We start from the raw sequence: 18,329 nt of genomic DNA, 5'->3' as shown, positions 1-18,329 counted from the left end.
GCTGGTTGAACAAACTATTTACCCCTTTATGGAAAGTGGAAGGAGAATTCGCACGTTGACTGCAATTAGATATGAATTAATCAAAACATGTAAACAAACGGGAGCAAGACTGGGGCGTGTCCATACACCACACGGTTCATTTGAAACGCCTGCCTTCATGCCCGTAGGAACCATGGCCACAGTAAAGACCATGTCTCCAGAGGACTTAAAATCAATGGATTCCGGCATCATCTTAAGTAATACCTATCATCTATGGTTACGACCTGGACATGAAATCATAAGAGAAGCGGGCGGCCTTCATAAATTTATGAACTGGGACCGTGCAATCCTTACCGATTCAGGCGGCTTCCAAGTCTTCAGTTTGAGTAAGCTTCGTCAGATTGAGGAAGAAGGAGTCCATTTCCGTCATCACCTGAACGGAGACAAACTCTTCCTCAGTCCGGAGAAAGCGATGGAGATTCAGAACGCATTGGGTTCGGATATCATGATGGCTTTCGATGAATGTCCACCGTATCCTGCTGAATATGAGTATATGAAGAGTTCTGTGGAGCGTACATCGCGTTGGGCAGAACGTTGTCTGGAAGCTCACGAGCGACCGCAGGATCAAGGGCTATTCGGGATCGTCCAAGGCGGGGAGTACGAAGAGCTTCGTAAGCAAAGCGCCCGTGACCTTGTATCCATGGATTTCCCCGGCTATGCTGTGGGAGGCCTTTCTGTCGGGGAGCCGAAGGACGTCATGAACCGGGTACTGGATTTCACGACACCTCACCTGCCATCGGATAAACCTCGTTACCTGATGGGGGTTGGATCTCCGGATTCACTGATCGATGGTTCGATGCGCGGAATTGACATGTTTGATTGTGTCCTTCCAACCCGTATCGCCCGTAATGGTACCCTAATGACAAGTGAAGGCCGCCTGGTTGTGAAAAATGCTAAATTCGCAAGGGATTTCAGGCCGATTGATGAGAATTGCGATTGCTATACATGTAAAAATTATAGCCGTGCGTATATCCGTCATTTAATTAAATGTGACGAAACGTTCGGAATTCGCCTTACGACTTATCATAACCTTCATTTTCTGTTAAAATTGATGGAGCAAGTCAGACAAGCGATTCGTGAAGATCGTCTGGGAGACTTTAGAGAAGAATTTTTCGAGCAATACGGATTCAACCGGCCTGATGCGAAAAACTTCTAAAGCTACACCATAAATACATCGTTGAAAGGAGGGGAAAAGAATGGGAGGAAGTTTAGGAACAATTTTACCTTTAGTATTAATGTTCGTTCTGTTTTACTTTTTACTGATCCGTCCTCAGCAGAAGCGTCAAAAAGCCATTTCAAAAATGCAAAATGAGCTTGCCAAGGGTGATAGAATCATCACGATTGGTGGATTGCACGGTGCGATCGATGCTATCGAAGAAGGAAAAATAGTCATTCTATGTGGTGACGGCAGTCGTCTTACATATGATCGTAATGCGATCAGAGAAGTAGTGAGAGCAGATCAAGTATAATTAAAAAGGGTTCCTCATCATTGTGCCAAGGCACTTTGGGAGGGACCCTTATTTATTTGGTGAGGGAACTAATTCTCCCTTTTTCCACCACTCATATTCACCCCGAGGATTCCCCCCATCATGGCTGTGAGGATGTAGCAGCCGTGATAGATAAGCTGCTCCATTGAAAACAGACTATCAAAGCCGAGGTATTGAAATAAGAAGATGACCAGGGTGTAAATGAGCCCGGTTGATCCTCCTAGAACCCACCCTTTAGTCTTTCCTTTTCCCCCGGACATAAATCCGCCAACAAACAAAGAAAGAAATGATATGATGGTGACAAATAATGTGATGGAGCTTTCAGTCAGTTCCGTAAACCGAAGCAGCAAAGAGAATAATAAGCTTGCGACAATCGCTATGACAAATATGGTTGTTGTCCCGTATAGAACGGCACCTCCCATTTTTTTCGCCTCGATGATGGTCCTCTCCCTTCTAACTCATTAAATTTTATTCATGTGATAGTACAAGCATATTCATCCCTCCCTTGAAAAAGACTAGAAATTTTTTATGGTCAAGCCTCATAGACTAGTATGAAACTTCCTTGAGAAGGAGGGGGTGTGACCATGTCTCCGATGATCGTATTGATTGTGTTTGTTTCTGTATACATCCTGCTGATAACTGAGAAATGGAACCGGGTACTCGCTGCCATGGCAGGCGGTGTGGCCATGCTTTTAATTGGGGCATTTCCCATTGAGAAGGCGTTGTTTACGTATATAGATTGGAAAACCATCACTCTGCTGTTTTCCATGATGTTAATTGTGACGTTGACGAGTAAAACGGGGTTCTTTGAGTATATTGCCATCCGGTTTGCACAATGGGTGAATGGAAATGGACTGGCTCTTCTTACCCTATTTTCCTTATTGGCGGCGATTGGCTCTGCCTTTTTGGCTAACGTAACGATTGCCATGTTATTAGTACCAATCCTTTTTAAACTGACGAAGCTGCTTGAACTTCCTCCCATCCCTTTTCTCATCATGACGATCCTCGCTTGTAATATTGGTGGAACGGCGACTTTAATTGGCGACCCGCCTAATATGATGATCGGTCAGGCGGTTAAACACTTTACCTTCAATGCCTTTATTGAGAATTTATTACCCGTCGTTTTGATGGTTTATATTGTAACCTTACTCATCATGTGTGTACTGTACAAAGAAGTCCTCCATGTTAAGGAAGAAAGAAAGTTACTCCTCAAAGGAATTAAGGCAGAGGAGTATTTAAAGAAAGACAGGGGGCTCCTTCAGTCCCTGGTTGTGCTTGGATTAGTGTTGGCCGGCTTTTCTTTATATCCGATGTTTCATCTCGATATAACGACCGTCTCCCTTGCCGGGGCTGTTCTGTTAATGCTGCTTCTCGAAAAAATTTATCCTCCGGAATCGATATTAAAAGAGGTGGAGTGGGGGACGTTGTTTTTCTTTATGGGCTTATTCCTTCTTGTGGGAGGAATCGAAGAAGCGGGCTTCATAGATGAAATCGCCCGTGAAATTTTGCGGCTGACAGATGGAGATATGAAGAAAACGGCATTCGTCATTTTGTGGGGAACCGGTATATTGTCTGCCATTGTAGATAACATTCCATTTGTAGCTGCCATGATTCCGGTCATCCAGGAATTTGGTGAATTCGGTATGGTCAATATGGATCCGTTATGGTGGTCGTTGGCTCTGGGTGCCTGTTTAGGCGGGAACGGTACATTGCTTGGTTCTTCATCAAATCTTGTGATTGCAGGACTGGCATCCAAAGAGGATGTACACATCAAATTTTATCAATATTTACTTATTGGTGTACCCGTGACGTTGATTTCCCTTGCTGTTTCAACGATTTATGTGTATTTCAAATATATTCAGCCATTTTTAGGTGGATAAATATTCCTACCATTAAATTTCTCTATCTGTCGATACTACAAAAGACGAATGTATGAGGGGGAAAAGCAGTGGAGGAATATTTCCTGATTATTATACGCACTCTTTTTCTTTATTTTTTGATCATCTTTATTTTTCGAATCATGGGAAAAAGAGAGATCGGCGAACTAAGCATACTCGATTTAGTGGTCTTTATCATGATTGCCGAGATGGCTGTCATGGCCATTGAACAACCTAAGGACCCCATCATTCACACGTTGCTTCCAATGGGGGTCATTGTGACGATACAAATCGTATTTGCATGGATTTCCCTAAGGTCCAAACCGTTTCGCGAACTGTTGGATGGTACACCATCCGTTATCATCCATAAAGGGAAAATCGATGATAAGGTGATGAAAAAACAGAGGTATAACTATGATGATTTACTTCTGCAATTAAGAGAAAAAGATATCTTCAATCTGGCAGATGTGGAATTTGCAATCCTGGAACCTTCAGGTAAATTATCTGTATTAAAGAAAGATGATGAAGAGGAAGCGTCTCAGTCCCTGACTTTGCCGTTGATATTGGATGGAGAGGTACAAACCACTCATTTGGATATGATCGGGAAAACGGCTTTCTGGTTACGTAAGGAATTGAGGGATAGAGGCTTTAAGAATATACATGAGATTTCATTCTGCAGCTTTCAGAATGGGCAATTCTATGTTGACGAAAAAAATCATTAGTCTATTTGTTAACCTTCACATAAAAACACCTCATCAACATGTTGAGGTGTTTTTATGTGTGATGATTATATGGTAATAAATCGGCGGATGAATGGAATGCGTGCAAGGTCGTGTTTCACGATAAGCTTAAGGCCGATGGAGAGGAGAAGGTAGACAATCGTTGAAGACATGACTCCAAATAATAAGCGGAACACGAGGCCTTCATTGTTAAATAAGTATAGATACGAATAATGGGCCCATAATCCTGTCGCAATCAGGACGAAGCCGGTCTTTAAGTAATCCCTTAAGTAAATCGTCATCGGAATATATTTAAGGATGGTCATGAAATGAAGCAAGGTGACGAGCATGAATCCCGTTACAATTCCGAGAGCGGCCCCGTTGATTCCGAAAGCGGGTTGTGAGGCAAGAACGAAGATGACCCCGGTCTTCACCACTGCACCGATCAAGCTGTTGATCATGGCGGCCCTTGCCAGGTTCAGAGCTTGGAGAACAGCTTGCAGGGGCCCTTGATAGTAATAAAATATAAAGAAAGGGGCCATAATCATTAAGAAACCTGCCCCACTTTCGCTTCCGTACATCACCTGCATGAGAGGCTTGGCATAGACGTAAAGGATGACGACGGATATGCCTCCCGTAATCAAGCAGAATCTCAGTGCCTGTTGAAGCCTGTGCTCAATTAATGTGAAGTTCTTTTGAGAGTTGGCTTCGCTTATGGCTGGTACTAGAGATTGAGATAATGAGAGTGTAATGAATGATGGAAGGAACAAGAGAGGCAGGGCATACCCTGTAAGGGATCCATACTGCTTCGTTGCCAGTCCCGCTGCCACTCCGGCAAGGGCTAAACTGTTGACAACGACGATCGGTTCGAAAAACCAGGCAATCGAGCCAATCATTCTACTCCCGGTTGTAGGCAGGGCCACACTCATCAATTCATTAAACGTTTCACGGCCATTTCGGATCGAGGTGAAGAAATTTCGTCTGATTTTGAACTTTTTCTTTAATTTGAAGCTGGTGAACAGGTAAAGCAGAGAAGCAAGTTCTCCTAATACAGACGCCACCATGGCAGCAGCGGCTGCATATTCAATCCCATACGGAAGGAAGGTTTTTGTTAATACGGCAATCAACGTAATCCTGACGACTTGCTCAATGACCTGGGAATAAGCAGAAGGCTTCATGTTCTGTCTTCCCTGGAAATAGCCCCTGATGACAGAGGAGATCGCTACAATCGGAATGATCGGAGCGATGGCAACCAAAGGATAATAGATTCGATCATCAGTAAATAAAGCTTCGGTCAAGTACGGAGCAAGCAGAATGAGAGCCGGGGTGAAAATGATGGAAAGCCCGAGTGTAATCGATAAGGAAACCACCAATATTTTTTTGACCTTCCGGATATCCCCCCTGGATTCAGCTTCAGCCACATTTTTTGAGATGGCTACAGGAAGTCCCAGTTGAGTGATGGTGATGACAAGGATCAGGGTCGGAAAAGCCATCATAAAAAGACCGACGCCTTCTTCACCGATGAATCTTGCGACGACGATCCGGTTTACAAACCCTAATATTCTAGTAATAAAGGCTGCCATCATTAAGATCATCGTGCCCTTAAGAAATTTTGACATAAAATTCCCTGCCTTCTCAAAATTGGTATTATCGTATACAATGATGTATATGCACAAGGGTGGACAAAGCATGACAAGTAGTGAACAATTCCGGCTATATTTAGCCCAGATGGGGTGAACGGGGAATGAAGAATAATCAGCATCCTTATGAACGTTTCTATGAATCGTTAGAACCGGCACTGATAAGCAAAGTAGAAGAATTTGAAATTCTAGGCTACGGAAAAGCAGAGGTTAGCCGACTTTGGTCCTATTTAACGAAGAAGAAATGGAAGAAACCCGAAACGGATGTGAAATTCTTTCAGTTAGTGAGTGATGTGTTAACGGTTAAACCCGGGGAGTATATGAGCTTTGAAACGATTGAAGCATTCAGGTCTCCCAATTGGTTCGCAGATGTGAATGAAGATGAGTTGAACGAACTTCTTCGTCCCAATAAGCACGGAAAATAGCCCGAAAAGAAATTGACACCTTTTTCTTTCTCATAGATAATGAGAATATTGAAGATTTCAGGAATTATATTACTTTTTGAAGCACATAGTTCGTATGGTTTTTAAAACGGCAAGGAGGATCTATACATAATGGTAAAGCGTGGCCGAATAATTGCCTTCTTTATACTTGTTGTATTACTTGCAGGTACTATGGGAGGAACAACGAAGAATATTGTCGATAATATTAAATTAGGTTTGGACCTGCAGGGTGGGTTTGAAGTTCTTTACGAAGTTCAACCGATCAAAAAGGGTCAGGAAATTACGAAAGAAACGGTTGCCAATACAGCCGATGCGTTGGACAAGCGTATTAACGTATTGGGTGTCAGTGAGCCTAATATTCAAATTGAAGATGGAAACCGGATCCGTGTTCAATTAGCGGGAGTGGAAGATCAAAACGAAGCAAGAGAAATCTTGTCCACTCAAGCCAACCTGTCGTTCCGCGACGTAAATGATAAAGTCCGGTTGGATGGTTCCGATCTTGCATCCGGGTCTGCAAAGCAAACCTTTGATGACAAGAACAATCCAATCGTTTCCTTGAAATTGAAAGATCGTGAAAAATTCTATGAATTGACAAAAGAAATATCTGCAATGGCTCCTCAAAATCAGCTGGTGATCTGGCTGGATTTCGAGGAAGGAAAAGATTCTTATCAAGCTGAAGTAGGGAAAGAAGATCCGAAATTCTTGTCGGATCCCGCTGTAAGACAGCCGATCAACTCTGATGAAGTCATCATTGAAGGGAATTTCACCGTTGAGCGTGCTCAGAATCTTGCTTCACTATTAAATGCAGGAGCACTCCCTGTAAAGCTGGATGAAAAATATTCAACTTCTGTCGGGGCGAAGTTCGGTCAACAGGCTCTTGATAAAACAGTCACTGCCGGTATCATCGGGATTGCGATCATCTTCTTATTCATGATTGCGTATTACCGTTTCCCGGGCCTTATTGCTACGATTACACTTTCAGTTTATATTTACTTGATTCTATTGATTTTCGATTTAATGAATGGGGTTCTGACACTCCCTGGAATTGCAGCCCTCATCCTTGGGGTCGGTATGGCCGTCGATGCCAATATCATCACCTATGAACGGATCAAAGAAGAAATGCGCGTTGGAAAGCCGATTCGTTCAGCCTTCCAAGCGGGTAATAAATCTTCGTTCTTAACGATATTGGATGCTAACGTAACAACGATCCTTGCAGCAACGGTACTATTCATATATGGAACAAGCTCTGTAAAAGGATTTGCAACGATGCTGATTGTCAGTATCCTGACAAGCTTCGTTACAGCGGTATGGGGTTCACGTTTATTACTTGGCCTGTGGGTGAACAGCCGATTCTTTAATAAAAAACCAGGCTGGTTCGGCGTGAACAAAAACGAAATCAAAGACCTGGCGGAAAATTACGATACGCTGGATCTGCCAACTCGCTTCGATCGCTTTGATTTTGCTGCCCAGCGCAAAAAATTCTTCGGATTATCAGCTATCCTGATTACGGCGGGAATCATCATCCTGGCTATATTCAGATTGAATCTGGGGATCGACTTCGTGAGTGGTTCACGTATGGAAATCCTTGCCGATCAAAGCTTAAAGACAGAAGAAATTCAAGAGGAATTAAAAGAGCTTGATTTGCCTTCTGAAGATGTAGTGATTTCAGGGGACGATGGGAATATTGCCGTTGTTCGCTATACGGAAGATTTAAACAAAGATGAGATCGCCGCATTAAAGGACCGATTTAACGAACTGTACGGAGCGGAACCAAGCATCAGCACCGTTTCACCTGTTATCGGGAAAGAGCTAGCAAAAAATGCGATGATCGCTATTGCGATCGCATCGATCGGGATTGTCATCTATGTGACATTCCGCTTTGAATGGAGAATGGCAGCCGGTGCGATTCTTGCACTCCTTCATGATGCATTCTTTATCATTGCCTTCTTCAGTTTAACAAGACTCGAGGTAGATCTTACATTTATCGCAGCCGTCTTAACCATTGTCGGTTACTCGATAAATGATACGATCGTTACCTTTGACCGTCTGAGGGAAAACCTTCATAAGAAGCGTCGACTGAAAACGGATAAAGATATAGAAGATGTCGTGAACCAAAGTATCAGACAAACGATGGGGCGTTCGGTGAATACCGTATTAACGGTGGTGTTTACGGTTCTGGCTCTCATGATCTTTGGTAGTGAGTCCATTCGTAACTTCTCCATTGCCTTATTGGTCGGGTTGATTTCAGGTACGTATTCTTCCGTATTCATTGCCTCTCAAGTATGGCTTGTGTTGAAGAAGAAAGAACTGAAGAAAAATGGTACAATCAAAACCGTAAAAGAAAAGAAGACGTGGTCAGACGAACCACAAGTATAAGAGTATGAATGGGTCCGGGGAGAGCTTCTCCCCGGACCTGTCTTTTTTTGTTTTTTTACGGTATTGGGTTACAATACTAATAGTTGAAAGGAGGCGGAACCGCTTGAATCATGAAGACCGTTTTAGAAAAGCTGAAATAGCTGCAATGATTGGGGTTGTAGGGAATATTGTACTGGCGGTTATTAAGTGGGGGGCCGGTACATTAGGGAATAGTAGAGCGCTGATTGCAGATGCCGTTCACTCTGCCTCGGATGTTGCAGGGTCTCTCGCCGTCTTTATCGGATTACGTGCAGCTAAGCAGCCTCCTGATCAGGATCATCCATATGGGCACGGGAAGGCAGAGTCCATAGCAGCAATCATTGTGGCCGTCTTATTGTTTTTAGTAGGGATTGAGATTGGAAAATCGTCCATAGAATCTTTCTTTCATCCTTTAACACCTCCAACAGCGATTGCCATCTATGCCGTCATCTTTTCCATTATTGTGAAGGAAGCAATGTTTCAATATAAATATCGATTGGGTAAAAGAATAAAGAGTGATGCTTTGATCGTCAATGCATATGAGCATCGTTCAGACGTCTTTTCATCCATTGCCGCACTTGTCGGGATTTCCGCATCCATCCTCGGAGGGAAATTCGATATTGACTTTCTTGTATATGCAGATCCGGTAGCCGGTATCTTTGTTTCACTCCTTGTCCTCAGGATGGCCTGGCACTTGGGAGCTGAATCCATACATAATACGCTGGATCACGTCATGCACGAGGAGGATATCGTACCCTTTCGTAAAATAGTGGACTCTGTACCTGAAGTGAAGGAAATCAATGAACTCCATGCCAGGGAACATGGGCATTACGTTATCATTGATTTGAAAATCAGCGTAGATCCGCATATGACAGTCGAGGATGGTCATCGAGTCGGGAAGCAGGTCAAGAAGAAACTTCTCGAAGAATCCAATGTGAATGATGTGTTCATTCATATTAATCCGTACAATCCGGATTCTGAAGAAAGGGATGAACAAATAGACTTATCATAAGGAGGGGAATCCCATGAAATTTCAGTGGACATTATTATTAGGTATTTTCTTTGCATTGGTGGTTTCCGTTTTCGCTGTCATCAATGTAGATCCTGTCACCGTCAATTATTTCTTTGGTGAAGCTGATTGGCCTCTTATTTTAGTCATACTTGGATCTGTATTTATGGGGGGAATCATTATAGGGTCGGTTGGACTGTTTCGATTATTCGTCGTCCAACGAAAAGTAAAGGCTCTAGAGAAAGAAAATTTACTGTTAAGAGAACAGGCTGAAGGTATGCATAAAGAAAAGGCAGAAAAAGTCCCTTTGAAAAAGAGTGCTCCCGGCTCAGTAGGGGAAACAGGGGAGTAAACAGCTTGGTGGTTTTGCCACCAGGCTGTTTTTTTTATTGAGAAGAATCACTCTGGTGGGAGTGGCATACATTCCGATCGTCAGGGTCGTTTGGTAGAAATTGTTAAACGGCCGGATTTTTTCGAATTTCGGCTGGATTTTCAACCAAAACGGCTGGATTATCCCGAAAAACGGCTGGATTATCACCAATATCGGCCGGATTCTCCCCAATCTCAGCCGGTTGATGAACGAAATCGGCTGGATTTTCTTCACGAGTATTCAGGAGTGGGTTCGGATTCCCAAGCAGCCTATTCTTTTGTATCACCCTTCTATTAAGATTGAAACCAACCCTTCCTTTTTGTATAATGAGTAAGGCTGAGGGGTGAACGTATGTTAAACTCAAAAACACGTTGGTTGATGACAGAATCAGATCAACATAAAATATCAGAACTGGCAAATGAATTAAAAGTACCTTCGCTTGTGGCGAAACTATTAATCAACCGGGACTTGGACGATGTAGAAGAAGCCCGGAATTTTTTATTTGATACAGGCGATTCATTTCACGATCCATTTCTCTTTGAAGATATGAAAAAAGCAACCGAAAGAATCCATAAAGCCATTGAAAATGGCGAGAGGATTCTTGTTTATGGTGACTATGATGCCGATGGAGTCAGCAGTACGTCGGTATTGATGACAGTGCTAAGGGACCTGGGTGCAGAGGTGGAATTCTATATTCCAAACCGGTTCAGCGAAGGATACGGACCGAATGAAGATGCCTTTCGCTGGGCTAAGGAAGAGGAATTCACGCTCATCATTACAGTAGATACGGGAATATCAGCTGTGAATGAAGCAAAATTGGCAAAAGAATTGGAAATCGATTTGATCATTACGGATCACCATGAACCTGGACCGGAATTGCCTCCGGCTTTTGCCTTGATTCATCCAAAGATCGAAGGGACCACTTATCCATTTGGAGAGCTGGCAGGAGTAGGAGTGGCATTTAAACTGGCTCATGCCCTTTATGGTGAGCTGCCTGTCCATTTGCTTGATCTTGCTGCGATTGGGACCATCGCCGATTTAGTACCATTAAGAGGTGAAAATCGCCTTCTGGCCAAGCGTGGGATTGCCCAGCTTCGGGTTTCAAACCGATTGGGAATAAAAGCATTATGCAGGATTGCCAATGCCCAACAACAGGAAATTACGGAAGAATCCATTGGGTTCATGATTGCTCCCCGTATAAATGCTGTCGGTCGGTTAGGGGACGCAGACCCTGCCGTCGATCTTATGCTCACAGAAGATGATGAGGAAGCAAATGCACTGGCTGAAGAAATTGACAGTTTGAATAAAGAAAGACAGGCGATCGTATCGCAAATGACAGAAGAAGCGGTAGAGATGGTGGAGAATGAATTTCCCCTGAACGATAACTCTGTCCTTGTCATTGGAAAAGAAGGCTGGAACCCTGGAGTAGTGGGAATTGTAGCTTCACGCTTAGTGGATAAGTATTATCGTCCAACCATCGTGCTTAGTTTCGATTCCGAGAAAGGAACGGCAAAGGGATCGGCAAGAAGTATCGCAGGTTTCGATTTGTTCAAGAATTTATCAACCTGCCGTGATATCCTTCCGCATTTCGGAGGACATCCGATGGCTGCAGGTATGACTTTACAGTTAGGCGATGTAGCCCAGTTCAGAAACCGATTAAATGAGTTGGCTCAGACTGAATTAACGGAAGAGGACTTTGTACCAGTCACACAGCTCGATGCTTCTGTTACAGTGGACGAAATCTCCGTAGAGTCGATTGAAAAGCTTCAGCTTCTGGCACCTTTTGGGATGCATAATCCTAAACCGAAGTGGATCTTGGACAATGTAAGCATCGGACACTATAAAAAAATCGGATCTGCACAAAATCATTTGAAGCTGGTCTTAGAAGATAAGGGCGTACAAGTGGATGGTGTCGGTTTTGGATTGGGAGAACTGGCCGATCATATGACCCCATTTTCGAATGCCTCTGTTATTGGTGAATTATCCATTAACGAGTGGAATAATCGCAAGAAGCCTCAGGTGTTTTTACATGATGTGAAAATTGAACATTGGCAATTATTTGATGTTCGGGGGATTAAACAAGTCCATAAATGGAATGGGCTTATCCCGGAAGAAAATAAAGTAGTCATATGTTTTAATCCGGCTACTTTAGAAAAGCTGAATCTGGAAAAAGACGAAGTGATGCTACTTGAGGATGGTTCTTCACTTGAAGGATTTTCCACCGATAAGGTAAGCCTCGTGCTTCTGGATATGCCCACTTCCAAACCATTACTTGAAGAGCTCTTGAAGAAAGGTCAACCTCACCGGATCTATGCCCATTTCTTCCAGGATGAAGATCATTTTTTCAGTACGATGCCAACACGTGAGCATTTCAAATGGTACTATGGATTTTTAACAAAGCGTGGATCATTTGATTTAAATAAACATGGTGATGACCTGGCGAAATACAAAGGCTGGTCAAAAGAAACAATAGATTTCATGTCACAGGTGTTTTTTGATTTGAAGTTTGTTACAATAGTGAATGGATTTATTTCTCTCAATCCTGAGAAAACCAAGAAAGATCTTTCTGAATCTCTAACATATCAGAAGAAACAACAACAATACGAACTTGAAAACGAATTGTTATATTCTTCCTATCAAGAGTTGAGGACTTGGTTTAATGAAAGGATAGAAGAGTCTGTTACAATTGAGGAGGAAGTAAAAGCATGGACTTAAAACAATATGTTACGATCGTTGAGGATTGGCCTAAAGAAGGAATTAAGTTTAAAGACATCACAACATTAATGGATAATGGTGATGCTTATAGATATGCTACAGACCAAATCGTCGAATATGCTAAAGAGAAGCAAATCGACCTGGTTGTGGGACCGGAAGCACGTGGATTCATCATCGGCTGCCCAGTCGCTTATGCATTGGGTGTAGGCTTTGCGCCTGTTCGTAAACCTGGTAAATTACCGCGTGAAACGATCCAGAAGGAATATGGTTTGGAGTATGGCAAAGATTCTCTAACGATCCATAAAGATGCGATTAAGCCTGGTCAACGTGTATTGATCACAGACGACTTACTTGCTACCGGTGGAACGATCGAAGCAACAATCAAGCTTGTAGAAGAATTGGGTGGGGTTGTCGCTGGTACAGCATTCTTAATCGAATTAACGTACCTGGATGGCCGCGACAAGCTTGACAACTATGATATTCTTACATTAATGCAATACTAAAATTGTTTATCCATTCTCATATTCGTATATACTATGTGATATACTGTTAACTTAAGGGACTGACATCTGGTTTTGAATGTCAGCCCTTATTTTTTATTTGGAAGGGTCAAATCGAGGGTAGATGTGGATCATGCGGATTTTTTCTAATCGACAATTATCGACGAAAATAGATGGAATCTGAGAATTTTACTCTAACCCCTTTACATAACCCTATTTTTTTTTGATAATAGTAACAATCATTAAAATCGAATACTAGTGAAATATATTAAAATACAAAGGTGATTTTGATCATGGCTAAAGATCAAGTACTAACCCCGGAACAGGTTTTTGATAAAACAAGAGAATACTTAAACGATGAGCATGTAGGGATGGTCCAGAAAGCCTATGAGTATGCAAGAGATGCCCATAGTGAGCAGTACCGTAAGTCTGGTGAACCCTATATCATTCATCCCATCCAGGTAGCAGGAATACTAGCGGATCTGGAAATGGATCCGGCAACCGTCGCTGCCGGTTTTCTTCATGATGTAGTGGAGGATACGGGCGTTTCTCTTGTGGAAATTGAGGAAGCATTCAATGCCGAAGTGGCCATGCTTGTAGATGGGGTCACAAAGCTTGGAAAGATTAAATACAAGTCACAGGAAGAGCAGCAGGCTGAAAATCACCGAAAAATGTTTGTGGCGATGGCTCAGGATATCCGTGTCATTCTGATTAAATTGGCAGACCGACTGCATAATATGAGAACGCTAAAACATTTGCCACAGGAGAAGCAGCGAAGAATTGCAAACGAAACACTGGAAATCTTTGCTCCTTTGGCACATCGTTTAGGGATTTCGAAGATTAAGTGGGAATTAGAGGATACGTCTCTTCGATATTTAAATCCTCAACAGTATTATCGTATTGTCAACTTGATGAAGAAAAAGCGTGCCGAGCGTGAAGAGTATTTAGATGACGTTGTCAATGAGGTTAAGGATAAGCTAGGCGACGTGAAAATCACAGCGGAAATCTCCGGCCGTCCTAAGCATATTTACAGCATTTATCGTAAGATGGCTCTTCAAAACAAGCAGTTTAATGAAATATATGACCTATTGGCAGTGCGTGTAGTAGTAGATAGCATCAAGGATTGCTATGCCGTATTGGGAATCGTCCACACGTGTTGGAAGCCAATGCCCGGCAGGTTCAAGGATTATATCGCCATGCCGAAGCCGAATATGTATCAATCTCTTCATACAACGGTCATCGGTCCTAAAGGGGATCCTCTTGAAGTGCAGATCAGAACGCTTGAAATGCACCAAATCGCTGAGTACGGTGTAGCGGCACACTGGGCATATAAAGAAGGAAAAGAAGCGAACGAAACGGTTTCCTTCGAGAAGAAGCTTTCCTGGTTCAGGGAAATATTAGAGTTCCAGAACGAATCTGCCAATGCGGAAGAGTTCATGGAGTCTCTTAAGATTGATCTCTTCTCTGATATGGTCTTTGTGTTCACACCTAAAGGGGATGTACTGGAACTGCCGTCGGGATCTGTTCCGATTGACTTTTCTTATCGTATACACTCAGAAATCGGTAACAAAACGATCGGTGCCAAGGTAAATGGTAAGATGGTCACTCTTGACTATAAGTTGAAAACGGGGGATATCATTGAAATTCTCACGTCCAAGCATTCTTACGGTCCCAGTCAGGATTGGCTGAAGCTTGCGCAAACGTCTCAAGCGAAGAATAAGATCAAGCAATTCTTCAAAAAGCAGCGAAGAGAAGAAAATATTGAAAAAGGCCGGGATTTAGTAGAAAAAGAAATCAAGAATCAAGATTTCGATGTGAAAGAGATCCTGAATCCTGAAAATATTAAACGTGTATCTGAGAAATTCAACTTCTCAAACGAAGAAGATATGTATGCAGCCGTTGGCTATAACGGGATTACGGCGGCTCAAATCGCCAATCGCTTAACGGAGAAAGACCGGAAGAAACGTGAACAGGAAGACAACCTGGAAGAAACGATGAAGGAATTGAATTCCCAACCAGTCAAGCGTAAAAAAGACGCCGGTGTCCAGGTAGAGGGCATTGACAATCTTCTTATCCGTTTATCCCGTTGCTGCAGCCCTGTTCCCGGGGATGAAATCGTAGGGTTTATTACGAAAGGCCGAGGGGTTTCTGTGCATCGTGCCGACTGTACAAACGTAATGGCCGATGAAGTAGAGCAGCGTCTCATTCCAGTGTCATGGGAAAGTGATAGAAATGACCGTAAAGAATACAATGTGGATATTGAAATCTCCGGTTACGATCGCAGAGGCCTTTTGAATGAAGTGCTTCAGGCGGTAAACGAGACGAAGACGAATATATCGGCTGTAAGCGGAAAATCCGATCGAAATAAAGTAGCAACCATCAATATGTCCATTTCGATTCAAAATATATCCCACTTACACAAAGTCGTGGAAAGAATTAAACAAATTTCAGATATTTATGCTGTAAGAAGAATCATGAACTAAAGGAGATTTCTTTATGAGGGTTGTACTGCAAAGAAGTAAAGAAGCCTCCGTCACTGTTGATGGAGAAGTAAAGGGAGCCATTCGTTCAGGTGCTGTATTGCTTGTTGGGATTACCCATGAAGATTCGGAAGAAGACGCTCGTTATGTTGCGGACAAAGTAGTGAACCTGCGTATTTTTGAAGACGAAGAGGGGAAGATGAATCATTCTTTACTGGATGTAGAAGGGGAAATTCTCTCCATCTCTCAATTCACTCTTTACGGGGACTGCCGTAAGGGAAGAAGGCCAAACTTCATGAGTGCAGCTAAGCCCGATCACGCAGAGTCTGTTTACGACTACTTTAATAAGGTATTAAAAGAAAAAGGTATCAAAGTGGAAACGGGCGTATTTGGAGCCATGATGGACGTGAATTTAACAAATGATGGCCCTGTTACGTTAATTATAGAAAGCAAATAAAGAAAAGCTGATCCTGCAACTTTTAGGATCAGCTTTTCTTATTTTGTTAATATCGTATATGGTTTTCTCGGCAGCATCAGTCGGAAAAATAATCCCCTAATCCATGATAGATAGCAGTTGCCGCCAGGTCTTGAAAATACTGTGTATTGACATTGGCTTCCTCTGCCGGATTACTTAAGAATCCCAGTTCCAACAGGACAGCCGGCTGATTGTTTTCACGGACAACGTGATAATCTCCTACTCGTACACCGCGGTCTTTCGTAGGTAAACGATCTGCCAGGCTTCCATGGATTTCATCGGCCAGTTCTTTCTGGTGACCTTGATAATAGTAGGTAGTATGGCCGACGATAGAGGAATCAAGAATGCTGTCAAAATGTAGGCTGATAAAGGCATCAGCCTGATAATAATGAGATAATGATACCCTGGATGGTAATGAAAGATATTCATCGTTTTTCCTTGTTAAGACCACTTTGGCTCCAGCGCTCTTTAGCTTTTCGGCAAGGAGTTCCCCGGTTCTCATGGTAAGGAGCTTTTCCAATGTCCCGCTTGCTCCGGTCGTTCCACTGTCTCTGCCTCCGTGTCCGGGATCAATCACCACGACTTTATCTTGTAAGCCGCCGCTCCGCTTTCGTGAAGGAGTGGTGTTTTCCCCGGAACTGGATCGGATGGACACCACCCATCCGGCAACAAAACCTGCACTGCCGTCTTCTAATTCAATTTCATACCAATCTCCGTTTTTGCTGATAACGGGGAAGGTGTCACCACTTGAGCCTCTTTCGATGACGCTTGCCCGGGCGTTTGCTTCACTTCTGATATTGGTACCATTGTAAAGGACTGTGACGTTTTCATTTTCTGAAGTGGGTTCACTCTCATAGGCGGAGGCAGTGACGGTTTTTTGGACATACCAACCGGCAATCCACCCTTTTTTTCCATTTGAGAGCTTAATTTGATACCAATTGTTTTTCTCTTTTAATAAGGAATATTTCTCCCCTTTTGAAACCTTTCCAACGACGTTCCCGTTTAAAGAGGTTTCGTCACGGACATTTAAACCGTGAACCGTAATGATTCCTACAAGATCTGTGGACGAGGAGGCAGGCTCATCGTCATTGGCCCTCGAAGAGAATTCTACATATGCATCATTCACCCACGCCTTGTCGCTGCCAAATTGAATCTCATACCACCCGCTGACACTTCCTGTTACCTCTACGTGATCTCCCTTATTTAATACTCCCAGGACGGAACTTTGAAGAGAGGGAGAGGTTCGAACATTTAGGGAGTTGTCGGTGATGATCCCTTCTTCATTCTCCCTCTTTTTCGATGGGGAAGAAGTGGTGTTGTTTTCCGACACGTAGTCCCCATGAACCCAGCCGCTGCCATTTCCCCATTCGATGAACAGCCAGTCAGCCTCTTCGTCTGAAACGGATACTCTATCCCCGGTGTTTAAAACCTTCACCACTTCTTCAGAGGTGCCGGGCCCTTTTCTGACGCGTAACCCATCGGTATTCACCCGTCCTTCCTGTTTAGGAGAAACATCGGAAGCAGCAGATTCCACTGAGACTAACCATTCGGCTACCCAGCCCTCTCCGCTATCGGTCCTGACCTTATACCAATCATTTTGTGTGTCTACTATACTGTACTCTTCCCCTCTATGTACCTTCGTCAGAACCGGGTAGCTCAGTCCTGGCCCCGTACGAACATTCAGAGTCGAAACACTGATCGTGGCCATGCCGGCTTCTGCATGGGCATAATCAGCTTCGAGTGGCTGAAAAGGAATGATCATGAGCACAATCAGTATAGATGCTATTATCTTCTTAATCATCTTCACCTCCTGTTTAAAATACAAACACCCATAGTAATATCGGATCTTTTCACTTAGATATTGATCAAGATTTCGACGATTTATCAAAAAAATCCCTTATGGGTTTAATACGATAAAAAAAATTAAATTCCTCTAAAACGAAATAAAAATAGGTAATTGGAAATGATAGAGTTAAGGATTGTTTTGGAAAGGATGATGGAATTGAGGTCAAGTGAAAAAGGGTTTATGAATGCAAACGGTGATAACCATCTGTTCGGTGTGGATTTTCACCAGTTTTTAGAACGTGAGAAAGATGCTTTAAATGTGGAACTTGCTTCCGAGTTCGGGTTATCGTTGAAAGAAGTTAAGCTACTGAAAAAGAAAATGGAAAGATCGTAACA

The 18,329-nt window shown here is 43.0% G+C and carries 17 protein-coding genes; 13 read left to right on the top strand and 4 right to left on the bottom strand.

The features are described from left to right. Positions 1-55: 55 nt before the first annotated feature. Both tgt and yajC read left to right on the top strand, forming a co-directional pair. Positions 56-1,195 carry a tRNA guanosine(34) transglycosylase Tgt gene (tgt, locus tag ACOSV2_RS09615; protein ID WP_113971487.1) on the top strand — a complete coding sequence of 380 codons (1,140 nt, stop codon included), beginning with the start codon at positions 56-58 and terminating at the stop codon, positions 1,193-1,195. A gap of 40 nt (positions 1,196-1,235) precedes the next feature. After that, positions 1,236-1,508: a preprotein translocase subunit YajC gene (gene yajC / locus ACOSV2_RS09610; protein WP_113971488.1), complete on the top strand. Its 273-nt coding sequence runs from the start codon at positions 1,236-1,238 to the stop codon at positions 1,506-1,508. Positions 1,509-1,576: 68 nt separating this feature from the next. Here the strand turns inward: yajC and ACOSV2_RS09605 are convergent, their stop codons facing one another. Beyond that, complete coding sequence (locus ACOSV2_RS09605) at positions 1,577-1,948, bottom strand: TIGR04086 family membrane protein (RefSeq protein ID WP_428974892.1); 372 nt, start codon at positions 1,946-1,948, stop codon at positions 1,577-1,579. Between the two features lie 162 nt (positions 1,949-2,110). Between ACOSV2_RS09605 and ACOSV2_RS09600 the strand changes: the two genes are divergently transcribed. After that, a complete protein-coding gene (locus ACOSV2_RS09600) occupies positions 2,111-3,406 on the top strand; it encodes an ArsB/NhaD family transporter (protein WP_428974891.1) in 1,296 nt (431 codons plus the stop codon). A 68-nt stretch (positions 3,407-3,474) separates the two neighbouring features. Beyond that, complete coding sequence (locus tag ACOSV2_RS09595) at positions 3,475-4,125, top strand: DUF421 domain-containing protein (protein ID WP_428974890.1); 651 nt, start codon at positions 3,475-3,477, stop codon at positions 4,123-4,125. A gap of 65 nt (positions 4,126-4,190) precedes the next feature. On the opposite strand, the gene spoVB is transcribed toward ACOSV2_RS09595, so the two are convergent. Then, positions 4,191-5,741, bottom strand: a complete 1,551-nt coding sequence (gene spoVB, locus ACOSV2_RS09590) for a stage V sporulation protein B (protein ID WP_428974889.1) — start codon at positions 5,739-5,741, stop codon at positions 4,191-4,193. Between the two features lie 125 nt (positions 5,742-5,866). Here spoVB and ACOSV2_RS09585 point away from each other — a divergent pair, with 125 nt between their 5' ends. The 4 genes from ACOSV2_RS09585 to ACOSV2_RS09570 all read left to right on the top strand — a co-directional run bounded on the left by ACOSV2_RS09585 (position 5,867) and on the right by ACOSV2_RS09570 (position 9,960). Further along, on the top strand, positions 5,867-6,187 hold the full coding sequence (locus tag ACOSV2_RS09585) for a post-transcriptional regulator (RefSeq protein ID WP_113971491.1): 321 nt from the start codon (positions 5,867-5,869) through the stop codon (positions 6,185-6,187). A 129-nt stretch (positions 6,188-6,316) separates the two neighbouring features. Continuing rightward, positions 6,317-8,581, top strand: coding sequence for a protein translocase subunit SecDF (gene secDF, locus ACOSV2_RS09580; RefSeq protein WP_428974888.1), 2,265 nt, complete (start codon positions 6,317-6,319; stop codon positions 8,579-8,581). A gap of 145 nt (positions 8,582-8,726) precedes the next feature. Next, on the top strand, positions 8,727-9,611 hold the full coding sequence (locus ACOSV2_RS09575; RefSeq protein WP_397552206.1) for a cation diffusion facilitator family transporter: 885 nt from the start codon (positions 8,727-8,729) through the stop codon (positions 9,609-9,611). A gap of 13 nt (positions 9,612-9,624) precedes the next feature. Then, the gene (locus ACOSV2_RS09570; RefSeq protein ID WP_113971270.1) at positions 9,625-9,960 is read left to right on the top strand and encodes a LapA family protein; all 336 of its coding nucleotides are present in this window, start codon (positions 9,625-9,627) and stop codon (positions 9,958-9,960) included. Between the two features lie 103 nt (positions 9,961-10,063). On the opposite strand, the gene ACOSV2_RS09565 is transcribed toward ACOSV2_RS09570, so the two are convergent. Then, positions 10,064-10,264 carry a hypothetical protein gene (locus tag ACOSV2_RS09565; RefSeq protein WP_428974887.1) on the bottom strand — a complete coding sequence of 67 codons (201 nt, stop codon included), beginning with the start codon at positions 10,262-10,264 and terminating at the stop codon, positions 10,064-10,066. 65 nt (positions 10,265-10,329) lie between these two features. Between ACOSV2_RS09565 and recJ the strand changes: the two genes are divergently transcribed. From recJ to dtd, 4 genes are all read left to right on the top strand, one after another. Continuing rightward, complete coding sequence (recJ, locus tag ACOSV2_RS09560) at positions 10,330-12,693, top strand: single-stranded-DNA-specific exonuclease RecJ (protein ID WP_428974886.1); 2,364 nt, start codon at positions 10,330-10,332, stop codon at positions 12,691-12,693. Next, the gene (locus ACOSV2_RS09555; protein ID WP_113971272.1) at positions 12,684-13,196 is read left to right on the top strand and encodes an adenine phosphoribosyltransferase; all 513 of its coding nucleotides are present in this window, start codon (positions 12,684-12,686) and stop codon (positions 13,194-13,196) included. Before recJ ends, ACOSV2_RS09555 begins: the two co-directional genes overlap by 10 nt. 290 nt (positions 13,197-13,486) lie before the next feature. Continuing rightward, complete coding sequence (locus ACOSV2_RS09550; RefSeq protein WP_428974885.1) at positions 13,487-15,676, top strand: RelA/SpoT family protein; 2,190 nt, start codon at positions 13,487-13,489, stop codon at positions 15,674-15,676. Positions 15,677-15,689: 13 nt separating this feature from the next. Continuing rightward, a complete protein-coding gene (dtd, locus tag ACOSV2_RS09545; protein WP_428974884.1) occupies positions 15,690-16,130 on the top strand; it encodes a D-aminoacyl-tRNA deacylase in 441 nt (146 codons plus the stop codon). Between the two features lie 76 nt (positions 16,131-16,206). On the opposite strand, the gene ACOSV2_RS09540 is transcribed toward dtd, so the two are convergent. Next, positions 16,207-17,949 (bottom strand): SH3 domain-containing protein, encoded by a 1,743-nt coding sequence (locus ACOSV2_RS09540; protein ID WP_428974883.1) that lies wholly within the window; start codon positions 17,947-17,949, stop codon positions 16,207-16,209. 201 nt (positions 17,950-18,150) lie between these two features. On the opposite strand from ACOSV2_RS09540, the gene ACOSV2_RS09535 reads away from it, so the two are divergent. Beyond that, positions 18,151-18,327, top strand: a complete 177-nt coding sequence (locus ACOSV2_RS09535) for an RNA polymerase subunit sigma-70 (RefSeq protein ID WP_428974882.1) — start codon at positions 18,151-18,153, stop codon at positions 18,325-18,327. Positions 18,328-18,329 lie beyond the last annotated feature (2 nt).

It is taken from the genome of Rossellomorea sp. DUT-2 (genome assembly GCF_052665285.1).
Note: the sequence above shows the minus strand (reverse complement) of the source record. Positions and strands in the feature narration are given on the sequence as shown.

Bases quoted from the DNA above. Each gene is read 5' to 3' on its own strand.
- yajC (WP_113971488.1), top strand. From the start codon at position 1,236: ATGGGAGGAAGTTTAGGAACAATTTTACCTTTAGTATTAATGTTCGTT.
- ACOSV2_RS09605 (WP_428974892.1), bottom strand. From the start codon at position 1,948: ATGGGAGGTGCCGTTCTATACGGGACAACAACCATATTTGTCATAGCG.
- ACOSV2_RS09600 (WP_428974891.1), top strand. From the start codon at position 2,111: ATGTCTCCGATGATCGTATTGATTGTGTTTGTTTCTGTATACATCCTG.
- spoVB (WP_428974889.1), bottom strand. From the start codon at position 5,741: ATGTCAAAATTTCTTAAGGGCACGATGATCTTAATGATGGCAGCCTTT.
- ACOSV2_RS09585 (WP_113971491.1), top strand. From the start codon at position 5,867: ATGAAGAATAATCAGCATCCTTATGAACGTTTCTATGAATCGTTAGAA.
- secDF (WP_428974888.1), top strand. From the start codon at position 6,317: ATGGTAAAGCGTGGCCGAATAATTGCCTTCTTTATACTTGTTGTATTA.
- ACOSV2_RS09575 (WP_397552206.1), top strand. From the start codon at position 8,727: ATGATTGGGGTTGTAGGGAATATTGTACTGGCGGTTATTAAGTGGGGG.
- ACOSV2_RS09570 (WP_113971270.1), top strand. From the start codon at position 9,625: ATGAAATTTCAGTGGACATTATTATTAGGTATTTTCTTTGCATTGGTG.
- recJ (WP_428974886.1), top strand. From the start codon at position 10,330: ATGTTAAACTCAAAAACACGTTGGTTGATGACAGAATCAGATCAACAT.
- ACOSV2_RS09555 (WP_113971272.1), top strand. From the start codon at position 12,684: ATGGACTTAAAACAATATGTTACGATCGTTGAGGATTGGCCTAAAGAA.
- ACOSV2_RS09550 (WP_428974885.1), top strand. From the start codon at position 13,487: ATGGCTAAAGATCAAGTACTAACCCCGGAACAGGTTTTTGATAAAACA.
- dtd (WP_428974884.1), top strand. From the start codon at position 15,690: ATGAGGGTTGTACTGCAAAGAAGTAAAGAAGCCTCCGTCACTGTTGAT.
- ACOSV2_RS09540 (WP_428974883.1), bottom strand. From the start codon at position 17,949: ATGATTAAGAAGATAATAGCATCTATACTGATTGTGCTCATGATCATT.